The following is a 19,321-nucleotide window of genomic DNA, read 5'->3' on the forward strand; positions in this document are numbered from 1 at the left end:
TTATGATTTATCTTGTAGGGAGCGCAAATCATTATCGGTACTCTTTATCGATATTGATTTTTTCAAAAATTACAATGATTTTTATGGGCATCAAATGGGTGACCAGGTGATCTCGGCTATCGCGAAAAGCATCAAAAGTTCAATTCGGCATATGGATTTTATTGCACGATATGGTGGAGAGGAGTTTGTGGTCTTGTTGCCAGAGACTTCAGCTCAAGGAGCTTATGCTGTAGCAACCAATATTTATCGAGCAATTGACCGTTTAATGATTCCTCATGAAAAATCCTTAGTCGCAAATCATGTGACCATTAGCTTGGGGATAACTGTTTTTAATGGCAATCCAAAAATTAGTCAGGAGCTTTTGATTGATACAGCAGATAAAGCCTTATATCGTGCGAAGCAATTAGGCCGCAATCAGATTTATTATCAGCCTCTACCCAACATAGAGCAAAATATTTAAGCGATAAAAAAACCGAAGATCGATGTTGATCTTCGGTCTTTATCAAATAATTTTTACATTATTCCAAGAATTTTACAGTCACGCCTGAGCGTACTTTATTACCTAAATCATTCGCATCCCAGTTGGTTAAACGGATACAACCATGTGATGCAGTTTTAGAGATCAACGATGGGTTTGGTGTACCATGAATACCAAATGATTTCTTGCTTAAACCAATCCAGATATTCCCCACTGGCGCGTTAGGACCAGGTGGTAAAGTGAGTGGTTTAAGGTTCTTACCTTGTACAAAGTTCGATGGTGAGTAGCTATAGTACGGGTTGCGAGCAACACCGACTACTTTATAGGTACCCGTTGGAGAAGGCGTGTCAGAACTACCAATTGTTGCAGGAAAAGAAGCAATCATCTGGTTACGGCTGTTGAATAAATACAGCTGTCTTGCACCTTTGTGCGCAACGATCAAATGAATATCTTCTGGTAAATCATTGCGGACATTGGCAACAATGATTTTCTCGCCAGGTTTTTTAAAGGTTGCCGTTGGATTCAGTTTCTTTAAGAAATTTTCATCCATATGGAATTTTTCACCTAACATTTCTGTTACGCGGGTGTAATACAAACCTTTCATTTTTGCTTGTAAGGCGTAGTCTGACGGGATTGAATCCGCATACGGGCCTTTAAAGTCAGCATCGGTGAGGGTGTATTCAACATAAGCCGGTTTGGTTTGCTTCGCAACCAAGGCATCCCATGTTTCTTTAGTCAGTTGACCTGTTGGCGTTAAACCATTCATTTGCTGGAATGATGCAATGGCTTTTAAAGTATTTTTACCATTTGAACCATCAATTGCACCTGGTGAAGCATGCGCGTTATTCAGCATCACATGAGCGCGTGCATAGGCTGGAAGCTGTCCTTTGGGTAAAGTTTCAGGCCATTCAGCATTATTGATGCTGTCCAATGTCCATGAAACTTTAGCGGCAGGCGCAGCCGCTGCTGTATCTGGTGTATTTTCTAATTTTTGAGAGACGACGGATGCAGCACCTGTATTCACTTGAGGATCAGATGTTGCTGGCGCAGCAACGCTAGAGGCTGGATCAGCAGCAACAGCAGAAGTGGAACGGTCAATAGCTAAAGGATCAATAGGATCTTGTACTGAACCTGCGACTTTTTTGGGATTCAATGGTTGCTCAGTTGTTGGCGCAGCAAAAGCAACATTAGTAAGAATACAACTTAAACTCATAGCGAGTAATGAGCGAACAAACATGTAATTCAACCTTAAGAATTATTCATATTGAGATATAAGATATTGCAAGTATTACAGAAAATAATACGGCTTGCAGTAGCAGTTTTGTGTAAAAGCGAAATTTATTTGAAGGGAGGGCTTTTGTGAGGCATTGCGGTTATAAATTCCTGAATAACTTTGTTATGATGCGCTCTACATGAAAGAATTTAGAGATTGGTAATGACACCGTTGAAAAATGATCGTTTTTTACGAGCTTTATTACGTGAACCTGTAGACACCACACCTGTATGGATGATGCGTCAAGCAGGGCGTTATTTACCAGAATATCGTGAAACTCGTGCGCAGGCAGGAGACTTTCTATCTTTATGTAAGAATACCGAATTTGCGTGTGAAGTGACGTTGCAACCATTGCGCCGTTATGAACTGGATGCTGCGATTTTATTTTCAGATATTTTGACTGTACCCGATGCATTGGGTTTAGGCCTATATTTTGAAACAGGTGAAGGGCCAAAATTTCATAAAACAGTGCGTACTGAACAGGATGTGGCGAATTTACCAAAGCTCAATGCTAAGTCTGATTTAGCTTATGTGATGAATGCAGTTTCGACCATTCGTTCTGCGCTAAATGGACAAGTGCCATTAATTGGTTTTTCGGGAAGTCCGTGGACTTTAGCAACCTATATGATTGAAGGTGGTTCAAGCAAAGAATTCCGTTTTACCAAAAACATGATGTATGCACAGCCAGAAGTATTGCATGCTTTGCTAGATCATTTGGCTGATTCAGTGATTGATTATTTGAATGCGCAAATTGATGCAGGTGCACAAGCGATTCAGATTTTTGATAGCTGGGGTGGTGCGCTTGCGCATAGAGAGTATGTTGAATTCTCATTGAACTATATGACCAAGATTATTGCAGGTCTGCAACGCGAGAAAGATGGCCGTCGTATTCCAATTATTGTTTTCACCAAAGGCGGTGGGCAATGGTTAGAGACGATGCTGAAGACGGGGGCAGATGCATTTGGTTTGGATTGGACCACACCACTTTATACTGCACGTGATGTGATTGCTGGTCGCGCGGCCTTACAAGGTAATTTAGACCCTGCCGTGCTTTATGGCTCAGCTGCTTCAATTGAAAAATCAGTCAAAGCAATGCTGGATGATGCCTATGCCAACGGTGAAAAAACGGGTTATATCGCAAATTTAGGTCACGGTATTACCCAATGGGTTGATCCTGCGCAGCCAAAGATTTTTGTTGATACTGTACATGAATACAGTGCCAAATATTTAGGCTGATATTTAAACCATACTTCAAGGTCTAACACGTTAGGATCAGTTTCGTGCAGTTGATTGTTTTACCCCTTAATTTTATCACTAAGGCAGCTTCGGCTGCCTTATTTGGATTGTTGCTTTTAATTGCATTTGCAATTAGTGCACCGATGGGAAGCCATGAATATTATGGTTTTTTTCGTTATGACTATTTACTTTTTTACGCGCTAATCATTCAGGCCTGTTTGATTTACTTAAAACTGGAGTCATGGGCAGAAGCGAAGGTGATTGCATTATTCCATATCATGGCAATGGGCATGGAAATCTTTTTGACACATCCCGCTATCGCATCGTGGCAATATCCTCAGCCAGCTGTTTTCAAGATACTCACTGTGCCTTTGTTTGCTGGTTTTATGTATTCAGCGGTTGGTAGTTTTTTTGCCCGTTCTTTACGACTTTATCATGTCTCTTTCGAAAAGCTTCCCAGTTTCGGTAATATGCTAGGCTTGGCTGTATTGTCGTATCTTAACTTTATGACCAAATTCTTTATTCCAGATATTCGTGTTGGATTATTTATTTGGAGCGTGTTGATTTTCTGGAAAACCAAGCTGTCTTTTCAACTTGAGCAACGTCATTTTAAAATCCCGATGTTACCCGTTTTACTTGTGCTCGCTTTCCTGATCTGGATTGCTGAAAATATTAGTACCTTTTATAAAATTTGGCTGTATCCAAGCCAAGTGGACGCATGGCATATAGTCGGCTGGGGCAAGTTGGGGTCATGGTATCTATTATTATTACTCAGTCTGGTTTTGGTATTAAAAATCTTGGGTACGAGAGATAAAAATGGGTCTTGGAAGTTAAATTAAGTCGGTTGAGGTTCTTTTAAGAGACGTTGTCTAATTTTTTGTTATGAATATTTCAGATATATTTCAAAATTTGTTTGCTAAAACAAGTTAAGCTCGCTATTTTAATTCATGTGTAAAAAGGATTACACAATACAATAGTGATAAGAATAGCGAAATATAATTCTTGCTGGAGATCGTTCCTATGTTAAAAAAAATTGCATTAGCTGCTTTGTTAGCTGCTGGTTCAACTGTTGCAATGGCTGACAATGATGTCGGTTGTGGTGTGGGTACACAAGTTTGGGCGGGTAAAAAAGGCGTTGGTCCTAAAATTCTTGCTGCAACAACCAATGGTATCTTTACTAACCAATTACTAGGTATTACATTTGGTACTTTAGGATGCCGTCAAGGTGGTACTGTTACCGCTCAAGTCGTGACCTTCACCAATGAAAATGCTGAGTCTTTAGCGCGTGATATGGCGGTGGGTCAAGGTGAAAGCTTAAATGTTCTTGCTGAATTAATGCAAATTAAAGCCAATGACAAAGCACGTTTCTTTGCTGTGTCTAAAGCAAACTTTGCTGAAATTTATTCAAGTAAAAATACCAACTCACTACAAGTTTTAGATGCTTTACAAAGTGTGATGGCAAAAGACGCTGTGCTCAAAGCATACGTTTAATTGCGGCACGATAAAACCCTGTCTTGATGGCAGGGTTTTCTTATACTGATTCTGATTATTTTAAAAATTACGATTGAATGAAATTAGCTACTTTTGCGTTTGCATCGTTGTTGTCTCACTTTGTCCATGCAGCGGGTGAATCTGATGTTCAGACTTATTTGAATCTGGCCAATCAAAAACAATTAGATCAGCAGACCACTTGGCTACGCTTGATGTATGCCGACAATAAGCAAAACAGTGAAGTTGCTTACAGCGGCTATTTTTATGCAAAAGATGGTAGAACCAATTTAAAGCACGAATTACACGCTGATATTCACGCCTTATTTCTTGAGACGGTAGATAACCAATCCATTCGTTGTAAATTTCCAGCCCGTAGCCGTTGGCTGATGCAACAGCTGAATATCGAGGCTCAACAACTTCCTCCAGCCAACTGCAATGAATTTGAGGACTGGATCAATCAAATCAAGCCACATAAAGCCACTTTGATCTATGCCACAGATTTTATGGGTAATCCAAGTTCGATGTTTGGGCATACTTTATTGCGTTTAGACCCTAAAGATCAGAAGCAATTAAACTTGGTGTCCTATGCGGTAAATTATGCGGCCACAGTCAGAGGCGAGGATAACTGGTCTTATGCGTGGAAAGGTTTGACAGGGCAGTATCCTGGTGAATACTCCCTGATGCCGTACTATCGCAAAGTAAAAGAATATGGTGATTTTGAAAGCCGTGATTTATGGGAATATGAACTCAATTTAACACCAGAAGAAACCCGCTTTTTGGTTGAACATATTTGGGAAATGCAGCATGTGAGTTTCCCTTATTATTTTGTCAGCGATAACTGTGCTTATCGTTTATTGGGTTTGATTGACTTGGTTCGCCCTAATTTAAACCTAAAACAGCAGTTCAATTATGCCGCCATTCCAATTGAAACCCTGAAAGTAGTTGATCAACAGAATTTGGTCAAGGAAGTGGTTTATCGCCCTGCACTCGAAACACAATTGCTTGCACAAGCCAAACAACATGGTACGCCTTTGGCCAAGGTTGCTCATCAAGTTGCGTTTACCAAGATTGATCAAATTCAACCCATTTTAAACACCTATCAGCCACAAGATCAGGCCAAGATTTTAGAAATGGCCTACGATGATTTATATCTGCAATATATCAGTCAACAGATTGATGCTGATTTTGCCCAGCCGCAATTACGGCAGTTACTTGCACAGCGTAGTCAAATTGATATTGATAAGCAGCGCCAAGAACCGATACGTCCGAAAAAACAACCTGTGGAAGGTCATCATGCACGCAATGTTTCGGTGAATGTGGGTGAGTTACAAGGACAAAAGTTTATTGAACTTGGGCATCGTCAAGCCTATCACGACTTGATTGATCCGCAAGGTGGCTATCGTACAGGTGCACAATTATTATTTTTAGACGGCAATCTGCAATACCGTGATGACAAACTCAAGCTCGAACATTTAGATCTTTTATCGGTCAACTCCTATAACCCCATTCAACCGTTTAAATCACCATTAACGTGGGGTTTTAATTTGGGCTGGAAGCAGGAAGCCATTGAAAATGGGCAGTTTAGTGAAGATGCCCAACATGGGGTGATGAATCTGAACATGCAAGTGGGCTATAGCACGGCCGATTATGATCGTCGACATTTGTGTTATGCGCAGCTACAAAGCCATATTCAAGGCGGAAAGGCTTTGGATAAGGGCTGGCGTGTTGGGGCAGGACCAACTTTAGGATGTATGAATCAGTGGTCAGACAATATCAATAGCGTGGTACAAGTTGAACTGCCGTATTGGCAAGACCTGAGTCAATGGAATCTAAGAGTGGGGACACAGCTTCAATATAGCTTAAATAGCAATCATGCCTTGCGCTTAAATTGGGATTTTGAACAGCAAGATCATAAAGACTGGAATAAGGTGGGATTGGGCTATGTCCGTTTTTTTTAAGTCTAAACGAGGCTTGATCACTAGAATTTATAAGGATCAAACCTCAACAATCACATAGTATTTTTTAACTTTTTCAATAACTTCAAATGTACCCACAAATGCCAGTGGAATAATTCCGGCATTGCCAGCACTCACTTCAATAAATGAATTGCTTTTCGCATCATGGATACGGACAGTGCCTTCAATGACTTGAAAAAACTCTTGTTTATTGTCTGCAAATTGAATATTCCAAGCGCCAATTTCACATTGCCAGATGCCGCAGTCCATATGTGGATGTTCATATAAACTATAGGTTAAACGTTCAGGATTACCTCGAACCAGACGATCGGGACGAGGGTAATCAATACTTGCGTCATTTGCGATTAAATCGCCAAAACCTGCTAACTGAATGGTTGACATCTCTGATGCTCAACTTAATAGTTTTCAGGTACAGCGCTTAAGAACTCACGACGTACATCTTTGTCAGTTTTAAAGTCACCAACAAAAGAAACGGTACGTGTGGTTGATTCTTGCTTGCCAACACCACGCATCATCATACACATATGCGCTGAGTCAATTACAACAGCAACACCACGTGCTTGCGTGACTTTTGCTACTGCTTCAGCAATTTGCTGGGTTAAATTTTCTTGAACTTGCAGACGTCGTGCGAACATTTCCGTAATACGTGCAAATTTAGATAAACCAAGTACCTGACCTTCAGGTAAATAGGCGATATGTACCCGACCATAAAATGGCAGTAAATGATGTTCACAGAGTGAATAAAATTCGATATTTTTGACCAATACCATTTCATGGTTATCGGAAGGGAAGAGTGCGCTATTTGTAACTTCTTCAAGGGTTTTACTATAACCTGAAGTCAAAAAAGAAAACGCTTTCGCCGCACGCATCGGTGTATCTTGTAAGCCTGGGCGATTGAGGTCTTCACCAACGGCAGTTAAGATATTTGCGTACGATTGCTGCATAGACATAACAATGTTCACTTAGGTGGGTTGAACAAAAACGGCAATTGTATCAGAAAACGATTAAAAATCTTAATTTTGATATAAATGCAGATTATTGCGTGTATTTCGGGTTCTTTTCGGCACGTTTCAGGAGCACTAAAACAGCACCTGTACCGCCTTGATTTTCAGGTGCACTGACGAAAGCCAGTACATCACGGTGCTGTCTGAGCCAACCGTTGACATAGGTTTTTAAAATGGCTTCTGGACCTTTGCCATGTACAATTTTAATGACGTTCTGGTTTTCATCTTTTGCTATTTGAATGATTTGCAGAACTGCTGCTCGGGCTTGCTCAACCGTACAACCATGTAAATCCACCGCTTCAAACCAGCGAATTTTACCTGCTTTTAGGTCTTCAAAGACTTTGTGCTGTAAAGTTGCAATTCGATAGCTTAAGGCAGCCTGACTGGCAACAGGATTTAAGATTGCTTGAGTATCCGAGATTTCTGTAAGCTCTTGCTCAACTCCACCTTCTGCCGCTGCACGTTTTGCCAAGGTCTGGGCATCGACTTTTTTGCTACGCGTCACTTTAGTATCGGCAATGTTCTGATTGTCGATCGGTTTGACCCCAAGCAGGGCTTTTTTAAAAAGTTCTGTATCTTCCAATTCTTCAGCGGCAGCTTGAGTTTTCGCTAGCTCAGCCTGTTTCGCAATCGCACTGGATTGAGGGTTAGAGATTTGCTTTTTAAAGGCTTTCAGTAAGTTAAACTGATCTTTAGAAAGCGATGAATCATGTTTACTCATAATGTTAGAAAAATAGGTAAGATACGAGAGAGGTTTAAAATTATAGTCTGAATTTGTGATGATTTGAACTGTAATGTCTTTATAGAGGGGGATGGACTTAATAGAGTCTTATCTAATTCAAAAAAGAGATAGTCTTATGGAAGAGAATCTATATATTTTAGTAATTCTTGTAAGGCAAATTCCACAGAAGTAATTGGTACATATTCAGCATATACAGTATTTTCTGTAAGATTTTCATAAGTAAAAAAGGAATTTATATTTAAAATAAATATGAAAAAAATAGATGTCTTGTTTCTTACCGCATGGTTTGTAAAATCATCAAATTTTTCCTCTAAGGTTAAATGATAATAATTTATAAATTGATTATTGGGGTACAAGTTTTCACGAAAGTTTTCGATTGTTAAATTATTATTAAAATATAAAGGGCTTGTTAGTAGATATTTGAACGCTCCAATGAAGCTAGGCATTTATGTAGGAGAGTCTAGTATTCCGAAGCAAACGCCATTGATGTTGACGGTAAGATGAAGACTAAATCTTCCTTACTGATGTGAATCAAATGAACTCCTGAGCTTTAAATTTGAAAGGCTTATTAAACTTTATATGTCTTAAAGAGAAAACCCAATCATAAACAATTGGGTTTTATATCTAGTTTTAAATTTAAATCTGTTCAGGTTGCCCAAACAATTCATTAAATGCCTGATCAGGACGAGGCTGCTTCATAAAACTTTCGCCGACCAAGAACGTATGAATATCGTTGGCTTGCATCATGTCTACATCAGCAGGGGTGGCAATACCACTTTCAGTCACCAAGATACGAGAAGCAGGCAATAATTTCTTTAAACGCAATGAGGTATTTAAATCGACCTCAAAGGTTTTAAGATTACGGTTGTTGACACCCAAAATGCATTGTTCTGACAGCTTTAAAGCACGTTCCAATTCAGATTCATCGTGCACTTCAACCAACACATCAAGCTGCTGTTCAAATGCAGTCTTCGACATTTCTTCCAGTTGTTGATCAGATAAACATGCCACGATCAATAAAATACAGTCTGCTTGCAGCGCACGTGCTTCAACTACATTATAAGGATCAATTAAGAAATCCTTACGCAAAGCAGGGAGAGCACAATGCTGACGTGCGATCGCAATATTTTCATCAGCACCTTGGAAGAAATCCACATCGGTTAATACCGATAAGCAAGCTGCACCTGCTTGTTCATATTGTTGGGCAATTTCAGCAGGATTGAAATCTGCACGAATGATGCCTTTAGATGGGGAAGCCTTTTTAATTTCAGCAATTACGGCTGGACGTTTGTGTTGTAAGGCATTGGCAAAACCACGAACAGGGGTGGCCTGTTTAGCCCACTGTTCAACATCATGCAAGCTACGTTGTTTTAAACGTGCTGCAAGCTCCTCATGTTTGCGGTCAACAATTTTACCTAAAATGGTATTTTGAATATCGATCATGAGAAGTCCTTAGTCTGCCTGATATTGTTTCAATGTCTTGGTAAATTCAGCCAAGATACTCATTTTTTCTAAGGCCTGTCCGCCATATAGAATATCTTGAGCCAGCTCAACAGCTTGTTTATAGGTTTTGGTAATGCCTGCGACGTAAATGCCTGCACCTGCATTTAGTGCAATCATATTCGCGGCTTTCTCACCAACCTCTGATTTATCTCGACTCAAAGCATCTTTGATCAGCTTTAAACTGTCTTCTGAACTATTGACCACTAAGCCTGTGAGGGTTTGAGAGGCAATACCGACATCTTCTGGGTTCAACGTCCATTCGGTAATTTCACCTTCTTTAAGTTCCGCTACCGCGGTTGGTGCAGCTAGGCTGATTTCATCCAGACCATCTTTAGAATGCACAACCAATACATGCTCGGCACCGAGCTGTTTTAATACTTCAGCAATGGGGCGGCAAAGTTCATCTGAAAATACACCAATCACAAAACGATTCACACCAGCAGGGTTGGTCAATGGTCCCAGTAAGTTGAAGATGCTGCGGATTCCTAGTTCACGACGAGGGCCAACAGCGTATTTCATGGCTTTATGATGATTGGGCGCAAACAGGAAACCTACACCCATTTCACGGATGCAGCGTTCAGTTTGTTGCATATCTAGGTCAAGCTGAATGCCGATTTGCTCAAGTAGATCAGAAGATCCTGATTTACTGGATACACCGCGGTTACCGTGTTTGGCAATGGTTGCACCTGCAGCGGCAATCACAAAGCTAGAAGCGGTTGAAACATTAAATAAGTTTTGACCATCACCGCCTGTACCGACGATGTCGACGAGATGCGGAATATCACTGACATCAATCTTGATGGCAAACTCACGCATGATACGTGCCGCAGCGGTGATCTCATCAATACTTTCACCTTTCATGCGTAAGCCCATCATCAGTGCACCAATTTGCGCTTCCGTTGCTTCACCTTGCATGATACTGCGCATTACATCTTCCATTTGAGGCTGGGTAAGATGAATGTTTTTGGTAATGTGATTAAGGGCCTGTTGGATATTCATAGTCATGAGTTACAGCATCAATGATTAAAATTTTGAGTGAAGTCAGTTGTCTGAGTAGATGGTTTGGCTTTTTGTGATCCATGATTCACTAGCTGCGAGCTATGTTATCAGAAAATAAACAAAGTTTTTTGTCGTTCGGTCATAGTTTTAAAAATTTTGCTTGTTCATTGATGTGGTATTTTTGAATAGTTCAATTTATTTCTGGAAAAAGGTTTTAATTTATTCTGATTTTTTATGATAAGGACTTAACCTTTTGGTATATCTTAATCATACATATCTCTAGAAAAAATGAGTATAAATCAACTAAATAAAAGTGGATATATTAGGTCGGTCTTAATTTTATTCATTCATAAATATGTACCTAAATTACTTGAAATATCTTGGGGCTGCTAAAAACAAAGGTTGTTTTGTTGTTGTCTTTATTGCATGCCTTCATCCATTAGAAAGTTATGCTGAGAGCAATGTAGAACAGCCACAAAGCAAGGCAACATCGGATAAAGTGGTGCGTGTAGCGGTCACAGGTTCACGTATCTCAAAAGCACAAAAAGATGGTCCAACCAGTGTAACCGTGATTACCGCTGCCGATATTGAAAAACAAGGCTATACCAATGCTTTTGATGCCTTAAATAATCTGGCCCAAAACACGGGGTTTGTACAAGGCGCCGATTTTGGCAATATCCGAACGCCTGCGGCAAATGCCATCAGTCTACGTGGATTAGGACCGAACTATACCTTGACCTTAATCAATGGTCATCGCGTCGCGGACTATCCTGTAGCGTATGAGGGCAATGTTAATTTTGTCAATCTGGCCAATATTCCTACTGCAATTATTGACCGGATTGAGATTTTAAATGGAGGTGCTTCTGCAATTTATGGTTCAGATGCAATTGCAGGTGTGGTGAATATCATTCTGAAAAAGAAAACGGATGGCACACAGATCAATCTCAAAGCTGGTATTACCAAAGAAGGCGGAGAAAATCTACGCTTACAACTGAGTGGCAGTAATAATCTAGATAAACTGAGCCTTGTTTATGGCTTAGAACTAAGTGCGCGTGAGCCGATTTTCGCAACAGATCGTCATTTCATGTCTACCAGTACAAAGAAAGGTGAAGCACCGACAACAATTGTTGGACGCCGGAATGCGGAGACAGGACAATATTTGCCCATTGGCGGGGATGGCTGCCAAGCATATGAGCAGCTTTTCAAGAGTTCCGTACATAACTTTGCTAAAAATGGTGATCGTTGTACCAGTGATCGTGTACGTTCAACTTATTGGTCTGTACAAACCCAAAATCGTAGCCAAAATGGTTACTTGGGGTTGGATTATAGCTTGAATGATAAAACTCAATTATTTGCAGATATCCTCATTGGCGCAAATCAGATCCAGAATAATACTCGTTCACCGACATGGACTTCGCTGGGAACTAATGGCTACTTTTTCAATCAAAACTCAGGCAATTATGAAATCTGGAATCGTGCTTTTGCACCAGAGGAGTTTGGTGGCCTGAATAAAGTTAATAAGAAATGGCAGGAGTTTTCATCAAATTTAAATTTTGGTATTCGAGGGGATATTGCTGACAGTAGCTGGAATTATGAAGCGGCATACAACGGTTCGATTTATACCAGTAATTTACGCAATCCGATCAATCAGCTTGCTGGTATAGATGAATATTTCTTAGGTTCACGTTTAGGGGTAGACAAAGATGGTGTTCCAATTTACGCACCAGATTTAAAACGTTTAAACCAGCCTCTCAATCCAGACGAGATCGGAAGAGTTTGGGGGAGCAGTGAGCAGAAAGATCGCTCTTGGGTGCAAAGTGTGAGTTTGGCTGCCAATGGTGATGTATTTGAGTTACCTGCGGGAACGGCGAAATTGGCAGCAATTGCTGAAGTTGGGCGGCAAGGTTTTAAAAATAGACCAGATAAAGCTTTTGAGCAGGGTAAATTTAATACAACCAGTTATGGTGAATATGGTGGGACGCGTTCGCGTCAAGCCCTGGGAACCGAGTTGTTCCTTCCTTTAGCAAAACCATTAAATTTAACTTTATCTGGACGTTATGATCGCTATGCGCTTTCGGATAATAGTATTGATAAATTTACTTTTGGGTCAGGGCTGGAGTTTCGTCCAGACCCAACCTTATTACTTCGCAGTAATTACCAAACCAGCTTTCGTGCCCCTGACATGAACTATTTATTCTTAAATAAACAAAAAGGATATTACTCGAGTACGACGGATTATTTACGCTGTGAGCAAACAGGACAGCCATTAAGTAATTGTGAATTTAGATTGTATTCCCCTGGCGCAGATTATATTAAAGTCGGAAACAAAGATTTAAAACCTGAAAACGGCAAATCTTATGGTTTTGGTTTTGTCTGGTCACCTGTTAAAACTTTTGATTTATCGGTTGATTACTGGAATATCCAGATTGATGATCAAGTGACGAACATCAGTGCAGACAAGTTGCTTAAAACTGAGGCTGATTGTCGTGCTGGACGTAGAAATATTAATGATACGCAATGTGTAGATGCACTTGCACGGATTGAACGTAATCCTACAGATGCTGTGGTTAACCCGAATGTGATTCGCAATATTAATATTGTTCCAATCAATGCCGCTTCCGTCAGTTCTAGTGGTATCGATTTGACCAGTAAATTGCGCTGGAAAACTGATCATTGGGGTAATTTCCTGTGGAGCGTCAATTTTAGTCGTACACTGAAGAATAAATATCAGCAATCCAAAGAAGATCCTGCTGATGATTTACTTTGGGATAAAAGTAATCTTGATTGGCGTGATCGCTTTAATAGCAGCCTGAGCTGGAAGCGCGGTCCATTTGAGTCGACCGTATTATTGAGTCGTTATGGAAAATTACCGAAAGCCGATGAGTCTGGTTGGTTGAACCCGATGTATGTTGTCAATTGGAGTGGAACTTATCAAATTTCATCTCAGGCATCGGCTTCGATTATTGTAAATAATTTATTTGATAAGGATAAGTTGGATTACACAGGTGGATGGGCCTATTATGCAACAGGTTATCCTCTCTATGGCCGTCAAGCTTGGTTAGAGTTTAACTATAAATTCTAAAAATGATGTGTGGATGCAGTGGAATGGCACACCATTTGCTGCGTCTTTTATTTTAAAAACTACAGAGGATAGATCTCCTATGTTGGTCAAACCTTCATTAAAAAAAACATTATTACTTACAACTTTACTTTCTTTATCAGCAACGCAAATTTTTGCATCCAATATCAAGGAACAGATTCCGATTGGAAAATTACCTGAATGGGTTGTGCCTGAATCTTATGATTTAGACTTTAAAATTGATCCTGCTCAAAAAGGTTATACAGGCAAAACCACGATTCATTTAAAACTTACTCAAGCGACCGACCATCTGTGGATTCACGGTAAATCTTTGTCGGTAAAAGAGGCTAGTATTATCTCTGCAGCTGGACAGAAAACCAAAGCGAAATATGAGCAGGCTTCGGAAGTCGATGGCGTGAGTGTAATTAAGTTTGCCAAGACCTTACCTGTTGGGCAATATCGTTTAGTACTTGATTTTAATGCCGCTTATGATCAGCAGCTGGATGGTATTTATAAGATCGAATTTGAAGGTAAACCTTATGTCATGACCCAGATGGAGGCGATTAGTGCACGTCAGTCATTCCCATCTTTCGATGAACCACGGTTTAAAACGCCATTTAATATTCGCTTAACTATACCAAGCAAATATTCAGGTTTTGCCAATACCCATCCAGTCTCTGAACAGGCTGAAAAATCAGGTTGGAAAACTTTAAGTTTTGCACCGACCAAGCCATTACCGACTTATCTGTTGGCACTGGCAGTTGGCCCTTGGCAAGTACAGACGGGCCCAGATATTGCTGCGACTGAGTGGCGTAAAGAGACAATCAAACTGCGAGGAATTGCACCCGATGGCAAGGCTGAAAAAATGCAGCATGCCTTATCTGAAACGCCTGCTATTTTAAAAACCTTAGAAGATTATTTTGCTTTTGGTTATCCATTTGACAAGCTAGATTTGCTTGCGGCGCCTGACTTTGCTGCTGGTGCAATGGAAAATCCTGGACTGATCACATTTAGAGATTATTTGATGCTGCTGGATAAAGACTCTCCTGTGTCTTTTGTGCAGAGTTCATTTAATGTCAATGCGCATGAATTAGCACACCAGTGGTTTGGAGATGTGGTGACCATGCCGTGGTGGGATGATTTGTGGCTGAATGAATCTTTTGCAACGTGGATGCAAAGCAAAATCACCCAACAACTCCACCCTGAATTTAATGCCGATCTGGAACGTGTCGCCGATACGGCAGGTGCGATGAAAAGTGATAGTCTGGTTAGTGTACGTCGTATCCGCCAGCCGATTTTAAGCAATGCTGATATTCAAACTGCTTTTGATGGGATTACCTATCAAAAAGGGGCAGCTGTTTTAAATATGTTTGAAAGCTATTTGGGCGAGGAAAAGTTTAAGCAAGGGGTACGTAACTATATTAAAAAGCATCAATATGGCAGTGCGACTGCCAATGATTTAATTAGCGCATTGGCCGAACAGTCCGGTCAGGGCGAGCGGTTCGCTAAAGCAGTAAAAAGCTTTATTGACCAACCTGGTGTGCCTTTAGTGAGTACTTCATTAGAGCAGCAGGGCAACAAAGTTTTCTTAAATGTAAAGCAAAAGCGCTATCTACCTGTAGGCTCTAAAGGAGATCCCAACAGTCTCTGGGGCGTCCCATTATGTGTACGCTATGAAGTACCAAATGCGCCAAGTAAAGTTCAGTGTGAACTGATCGACCAAGCGGAAGCCAAGATTGAATTAAAAGGGGCGACTCCAGACAGCTGGTATATTCCAAATGCCGATGCCGCAGGCTATTACCAGTTTAGTTTGCCAGAAAAAGAGTTGGCACGTTTAACGGCGGCAACAGGGAAACTGTCCAATACTGAACAGTTGGCCTATGCTTATGCAGTTTCTGCAGCATTTAATCATGGTGATATTAACGTTTTGGCTGTTGTTGATGTGGCAAAAAAATTCGCTTCTTCTGACAGTCGTCAAATTAGTACTGCATTATTCCAGCAGTTGAGTACGATCCAGCGCCATATCTTAAAAACAGCAGCTGAACGCGAGCATTTTAGAAAAGTCTTAGCAAATTTATATCTGCCAAAGCTAAAGCAATTGGGTTATGTCAGTAAAGCAGGTGAATCAGCTGAAGATAGCTTGTGGCGAAGTGAATTGGCTCAATTCCTTGCATTAGAAATTCAAGTGCCTGAAGTCCGTGAGCAATTTCTAAAACAGTCCGATGCACTGTTTGCTCAGAAGCAATTGAATTTTGCACAGCTCACACCGGAATTATTGCCAACCGTTCTGGCAGTCCGTGTACAAGACAAAGGCAAGCCTGCATTTGATCGATTATTGGCTGAATTAAAGCATATTACACAACCGACACAGCGCCTTGCAATTCTCACGGCTTTAGGCGCAGCCAACCAGACTGAAACACGACCATTGGCACGTCAGCTTGTTTTGGATTCACGCGTTAAAGTCGGCGAAGTTCGTACCGTGATCAACTCAATTAATAATTATAGCGGCGAGCAAGGTGGATTGTGGACATGGTTCGAAGCCAATCACGATGCTGTGTTTGATCGCTTAGGCAAGTCTTCTGCGGGACGTTTCCCTGCATTGTTTAGTGGCGCAGCATGTTCACAACAAGAAGTGACACAGTTAAACACTTTCTTTGCACCGCGTACCAAAGAGTTGGTGGGCGTTGAACGAGGTTTAAACCAGACCAAGGAACGAATCCAGTTGTGTGAATCTTTGGTGGCAAAGCAAGAGGGTTCACTCCTACAACAGTTAAAGTTGTAATTGATTCAGTCACTAAACAAGCCAGCGTTAATCTGTTGGCTTTTTTATTTTAGCTGTCATATCGAAGGGCGGTTTAGATGTCAGGGTCATTTATAATTCGAATTAATGTTGATCGTCCTAACGCACTCATTGCTGGATTACTTTTCTCATAGTACCAGACCAGCCCCAGTGCTTGTTGGAAGGCCCAGGCAGCACCTCTTTTCCATTCAATATCATCCGATTGAAGATTTTCTTTGATGAGTTCTCGTCGTGGGGAGTCAAATAGATGCCATGCAGCAACCAGATCGAGAGCTGAGTCCGCAGGCCCAAAACTGCCACAGTCTAACAGGCCAATGAGCCGCTGATTTTGAACTAGTAGATTTGCAGGAATTAAATCTTTATGACTCATGACATCTCGTTGCCTATGAGGAAGCTGGCGCAAACGTACCCATATAGCGTGAAGCATATCAACATCTAATAAATTTTTACTTTTCTTTAAGCATGTTGATATCCAGTCATCATGGTCTGTCAGATTGCCACCACGTCCTTTGCCATCAAAACGGCGCTGATGTGTATGTGCTGATCTCAGGTTTAGGATGAGATCTGAGATATCTTGAGCCAAGGATGTGGACGATGAAAAATCAATCGGTGTGGCAATATCGCCTTCAAGCCAATCTTGTATGATCCAATGCATTGGAAAATCTATACTGGGCTGTCCGATCCCGATCATTTGAGCACATGGTACGGTTGTGCATTGTGAAATTTCCTTCATTGCGGACGCTTCAGCTAGAATCTGTTCGTTGCACAGCTTGTTATCAATTAAACGTAATGGAAATTTGGCAGCTAATTTATCTCCAATACGGTAAATTGCGTTCATGGTTCCTTGGGTATCTAGTTTTTTTATTTCGAGATTGCAGTATTGTGGAAATTGTTCATGGATCATATTGGCGACAATGTCAGTGTCAATATTGACTTGATCATTATGCATCATATTGAATGAATTCCTCGAAGGTTTTGAACAGGTTGTTTATTGATTTTGTGGGCAGGAATTTTTTATCAGTATGTATTTGGATATCACACACGGCAAACCTTTTTTAATGTTAAATTTACCGTGTGTTTTTTATGCTTGTATCAGTTTAAGCATCATTGTCTGGTTGAGGATTTCTGACCCCCAGTAACTGACTGGTCGCTGTACCTGCGGCCATTGAACCATTCACGTTCAAAGCAGTACGTCCCATATCAATCAAAGGCTCGATTGAAATCAGTAATGCTACTAGGGTAATCGGCAAGCCCATTGCAGGAAGGACGATTAAAGCGGCAAAAGTTGCACCGCCCCCCACACCTGCTACACCGATTGAACTGAGGGTAACGACGACAACCAATTGAGCAATCCATAAGGGGTCAAGTGGATTGATGCCAACAGTAGGCGCAACCATTACCGCCAACATGGCAGGGTATAAGCCCGCACATCCATTTTGACCAATTGTTGCACCGAAGGAAGCAGAGAAGCTGGCAATTCCTTCTGGTACGCCGAGTTGCTTGGTTTGCGCTTCAATATTGAGTGGAATACTGGCAGCACTTGAACGACTGGTAAATGCAAAGGTCAATACAGGGAATACTTTCTTGAAAAAGTCGATTGGATTGACACGTACAAATAACAAAAGCAACGCATGGACAAGGAACATAATCGCAAGTCCGAGGTAAGAAGCAATCAGGAACTCACCTAATTTTACAATGTCAGCCAGATTTGCTGTAGCGACCATTTTAGTCATCAGTGCCAATACACCATAAGGGGTAAATTGCATCACTAAACGAACCAGACTGATCACTAAGGCTTGTAATGCTTCAATACCATGTCGGATTCTTTCGCCGTTGACGGTGTCTTTATCCATGAGTTTGAGCGCAGCAACGCCCAAAAACGCAGCGAAGATGACAACACTGATAATCGCGGTAGGACGAACGCCAGTCAAATCAGCAAATGGGTTCTGCGGAAATAGCGAGAGTAGGAGTTTCGGGACATCTAAATCCGTGACTTGCCCAATGTATTGGCTTTGAATAGTCGCTAAACGTGCGGCTTCTTTTGTGCCCTGTACCAGTCCTTCGGCAGATAAACCAAATAAATTGGTCACAGCTGCACCGACCAGTGCGGCAATCGCCGTCGTGATTAACAGAATACCAATGACTAATACACTGATTTTTCCGAGAGAGGTGGTTTGGTGTAGTTTCACGACAGCACTTAAGATCGAAACGAAGATCAGTGGCATGATCACCATTTGTAATAGTTGAACATAACCATTACCGACAAGGTTAATCCATGCGATTGAATGTTCGATTACAGGACTATCACCATAGATCGTTTTCAATCCTAAACCAAAGAAGATACCCACCACCATACCGATGAGTACTTTTTTAGAGAGACTCCAATCTTTTCGATAGGTGAAAAACAAGCCTGCCAGTAGCAGGACAAAAACTATAATATTTAATAAAACCAAGGTATTCACAATAGGTTATCCTGATCGATATTTCAGGGGGGTGCTAAAACAATGGGGTGGATTCTACCATTCAGTAGCTCTGAAACTTAATCATTCCTATGACTATAGTTAATCTAAAAAATTAAAAAGAAATCCTTTTATCAAGAAATGAGGAATTCAATTCACTTTTTATAACATGTGAAAAGTGGATTAATTATTGAAAAAGAATGATTTGTTTTTAAATAAAACCTTATTGCTTTATTTTAATGCTGGAAATTTAACCCGTATGTATGAGTTGTATATTGTTT

At 40.8% G+C, this 19,321-nt stretch carries 15 protein-coding genes; 7 read left to right on the forward strand and 8 right to left on the reverse strand.

All coding sequences use genetic code 11. From position 1 onward, the window contains the following. On the forward strand, positions 1–460 hold a 460-nt coding region (locus Aba26S_RS17755; RefSeq protein ID WP_043973887.1), incomplete at its 5' end, for a GGDEF domain-containing protein. A 58-nt stretch (positions 461–518) separates the two neighbouring features. Here the strand turns inward: Aba26S_RS17755 and Aba26S_RS17760 are convergent. Then, the gene (locus tag Aba26S_RS17760) at positions 519–1,715 is read right to left on the reverse strand and encodes a L,D-transpeptidase (protein WP_005243266.1); all 1,197 of its coding nucleotides are present in this window, start codon (positions 1,713–1,715) and stop codon (positions 519–521) included. 198 nt (positions 1,716–1,913) lie between these two features. On the opposite strand from Aba26S_RS17760, the gene hemE reads away from it, so the two are divergent. The 4 genes from hemE to Aba26S_RS17780 all read left to right on the forward strand — a co-directional run bounded on the left by hemE (position 1,914) and on the right by Aba26S_RS17780 (position 6,436). Next, positions 1,914–2,987, forward strand: a complete 1,074-nt coding sequence (gene hemE, locus Aba26S_RS17765; RefSeq protein ID WP_043973890.1) for a uroporphyrinogen decarboxylase — start codon at positions 1,914–1,916, stop codon at positions 2,985–2,987. A gap of 44 nt (positions 2,988–3,031) precedes the next feature. After that, the gene (locus Aba26S_RS17770; RefSeq protein ID WP_005243263.1) at positions 3,032–3,826 is read left to right on the forward strand and encodes a DUF817 domain-containing protein; all 795 of its coding nucleotides are present in this window, start codon (positions 3,032–3,034) and stop codon (positions 3,824–3,826) included. A 181-nt stretch (positions 3,827–4,007) separates the two neighbouring features. Further along, positions 4,008–4,478 (forward strand): DUF3015 family protein, encoded by a 471-nt coding sequence (locus Aba26S_RS17775; RefSeq protein WP_005243262.1) that lies wholly within the window; start codon positions 4,008–4,010, stop codon positions 4,476–4,478. 77 nt (positions 4,479–4,555) lie between these two features. Then, complete coding sequence (locus Aba26S_RS17780) at positions 4,556–6,436, forward strand: DUF4105 domain-containing protein (protein ID WP_043973892.1); 1,881 nt, start codon at positions 4,556–4,558, stop codon at positions 6,434–6,436. A 36-nt stretch (positions 6,437–6,472) separates the two neighbouring features. Here Aba26S_RS17780 and Aba26S_RS17785 read toward each other — a convergent pair whose 3' ends face one another. The 5 genes from Aba26S_RS17785 to trpD form a co-directional block, all read right to left on the reverse strand. Beyond that, complete coding sequence (locus Aba26S_RS17785) at positions 6,473–6,835, reverse strand: cupin domain-containing protein (protein WP_043973895.1); 363 nt, start codon at positions 6,833–6,835, stop codon at positions 6,473–6,475. Positions 6,836–6,849: 14 nt separating this feature from the next. Continuing rightward, positions 6,850–7,398, reverse strand: coding sequence for a GTP cyclohydrolase I FolE (folE, locus tag Aba26S_RS17790; RefSeq protein WP_171057872.1), 549 nt, complete (start codon positions 7,396–7,398; stop codon positions 6,850–6,852). A 91-nt stretch (positions 7,399–7,489) separates the two neighbouring features. After that, the gene (locus Aba26S_RS17795) at positions 7,490–8,179 is read right to left on the reverse strand and encodes a Smr/MutS family protein (RefSeq protein ID WP_043973897.1); all 690 of its coding nucleotides are present in this window, start codon (positions 8,177–8,179) and stop codon (positions 7,490–7,492) included. Between the two features lie 657 nt (positions 8,180–8,836). Further along, the gene (gene trpC / locus Aba26S_RS17800; protein ID WP_043973899.1) at positions 8,837–9,643 is read right to left on the reverse strand and encodes an indole-3-glycerol phosphate synthase TrpC; all 807 of its coding nucleotides are present in this window, start codon (positions 9,641–9,643) and stop codon (positions 8,837–8,839) included. A gap of 9 nt (positions 9,644–9,652) precedes the next feature. Next, entirely contained in the window at positions 9,653–10,702 is a 1,050-nt protein-coding gene (trpD, locus tag Aba26S_RS17805) for an anthranilate phosphoribosyltransferase (protein WP_010590093.1), read from the reverse strand. A gap of 355 nt (positions 10,703–11,057) precedes the next feature. Here trpD and Aba26S_RS17810 point away from each other — a divergent pair, with 355 nt between their 5' ends. Both Aba26S_RS17810 and Aba26S_RS17815 read left to right on the forward strand, forming a co-directional pair. Further along, positions 11,058–13,784, forward strand: coding sequence for a TonB-dependent siderophore receptor (locus Aba26S_RS17810; protein WP_043973902.1), 2,727 nt, complete (start codon positions 11,058–11,060; stop codon positions 13,782–13,784). A gap of 7 nt (positions 13,785–13,791) precedes the next feature. Next, positions 13,792–16,563, forward strand: a complete 2,772-nt coding sequence (locus tag Aba26S_RS17815) for a M1 family metallopeptidase (RefSeq protein WP_151742854.1) — start codon at positions 13,792–13,794, stop codon at positions 16,561–16,563. Between the two features lie 73 nt (positions 16,564–16,636). Here the strand turns inward: Aba26S_RS17815 and Aba26S_RS17820 are convergent, their stop codons facing one another. Together Aba26S_RS17820 and Aba26S_RS17825 are read right to left on the reverse strand one after the other, a co-directional pair. After that, positions 16,637–17,533, reverse strand: coding sequence for a phosphotransferase (locus Aba26S_RS17820; RefSeq protein ID WP_081408463.1), 897 nt, complete (start codon positions 17,531–17,533; stop codon positions 16,637–16,639). 145 nt (positions 17,534–17,678) lie between these two features. Next, positions 17,679–19,043 (reverse strand): L-cystine transporter, encoded by a 1,365-nt coding sequence (locus Aba26S_RS17825; protein ID WP_005243250.1) that lies wholly within the window; start codon positions 19,041–19,043, stop codon positions 17,679–17,681. Between the last annotated feature and the right edge of the window lie 278 nt (positions 19,044–19,321).

This window comes from Acinetobacter sp. NBRC 110496 (genome assembly GCF_000876115.1).
Taxonomy (GTDB): domain Bacteria; phylum Pseudomonadota; class Gammaproteobacteria; order Pseudomonadales; family Moraxellaceae; genus Acinetobacter.

Bases quoted from the DNA above. Each gene is read 5' to 3' on its own strand.
- Aba26S_RS17795 (WP_043973897.1), bottom strand. From the start codon at position 8,179: ATGAGTAAACATGATTCATCGCTTTCTAAAGATCAGTTTAACTTACTG.
- Aba26S_RS17820 (WP_081408463.1), bottom strand. From the start codon at position 17,533: ATGATGCATAATGATCAAGTCAATATTGACACTGACATTGTCGCCAAT.
- folE (WP_171057872.1), bottom strand. From the start codon at position 7,398: ATGCAGCAATCGTACGCAAATATCTTAACTGCCGTTGGTGAAGACCTC.
- Aba26S_RS17760 (WP_005243266.1), bottom strand. From the start codon at position 1,715: ATGTTTGTTCGCTCATTACTCGCTATGAGTTTAAGTTGTATTCTTACT.
- trpC (WP_043973899.1), bottom strand. From the start codon at position 9,643: ATGATCGATATTCAAAATACCATTTTAGGTAAAATTGTTGACCGCAAA.
- Aba26S_RS17810 (WP_043973902.1), top strand. From the start codon at position 11,058: ATGTACCTAAATTACTTGAAATATCTTGGGGCTGCTAAAAACAAAGGT.
- Aba26S_RS17775 (WP_005243262.1), top strand. From the start codon at position 4,008: ATGTTAAAAAAAATTGCATTAGCTGCTTTGTTAGCTGCTGGTTCAACT.
- Aba26S_RS17785 (WP_043973895.1), bottom strand. From the start codon at position 6,835: ATGTCAACCATTCAGTTAGCAGGTTTTGGCGATTTAATCGCAAATGAC.
- hemE (WP_043973890.1), top strand. From the start codon at position 1,914: ATGACACCGTTGAAAAATGATCGTTTTTTACGAGCTTTATTACGTGAA.
- Aba26S_RS17780 (WP_043973892.1), top strand. From the start codon at position 4,556: ATGAAATTAGCTACTTTTGCGTTTGCATCGTTGTTGTCTCACTTTGTC.
- trpD (WP_010590093.1), bottom strand. From the start codon at position 10,702: ATGAATATCCAACAGGCCCTTAATCACATTACCAAAAACATTCATCTT.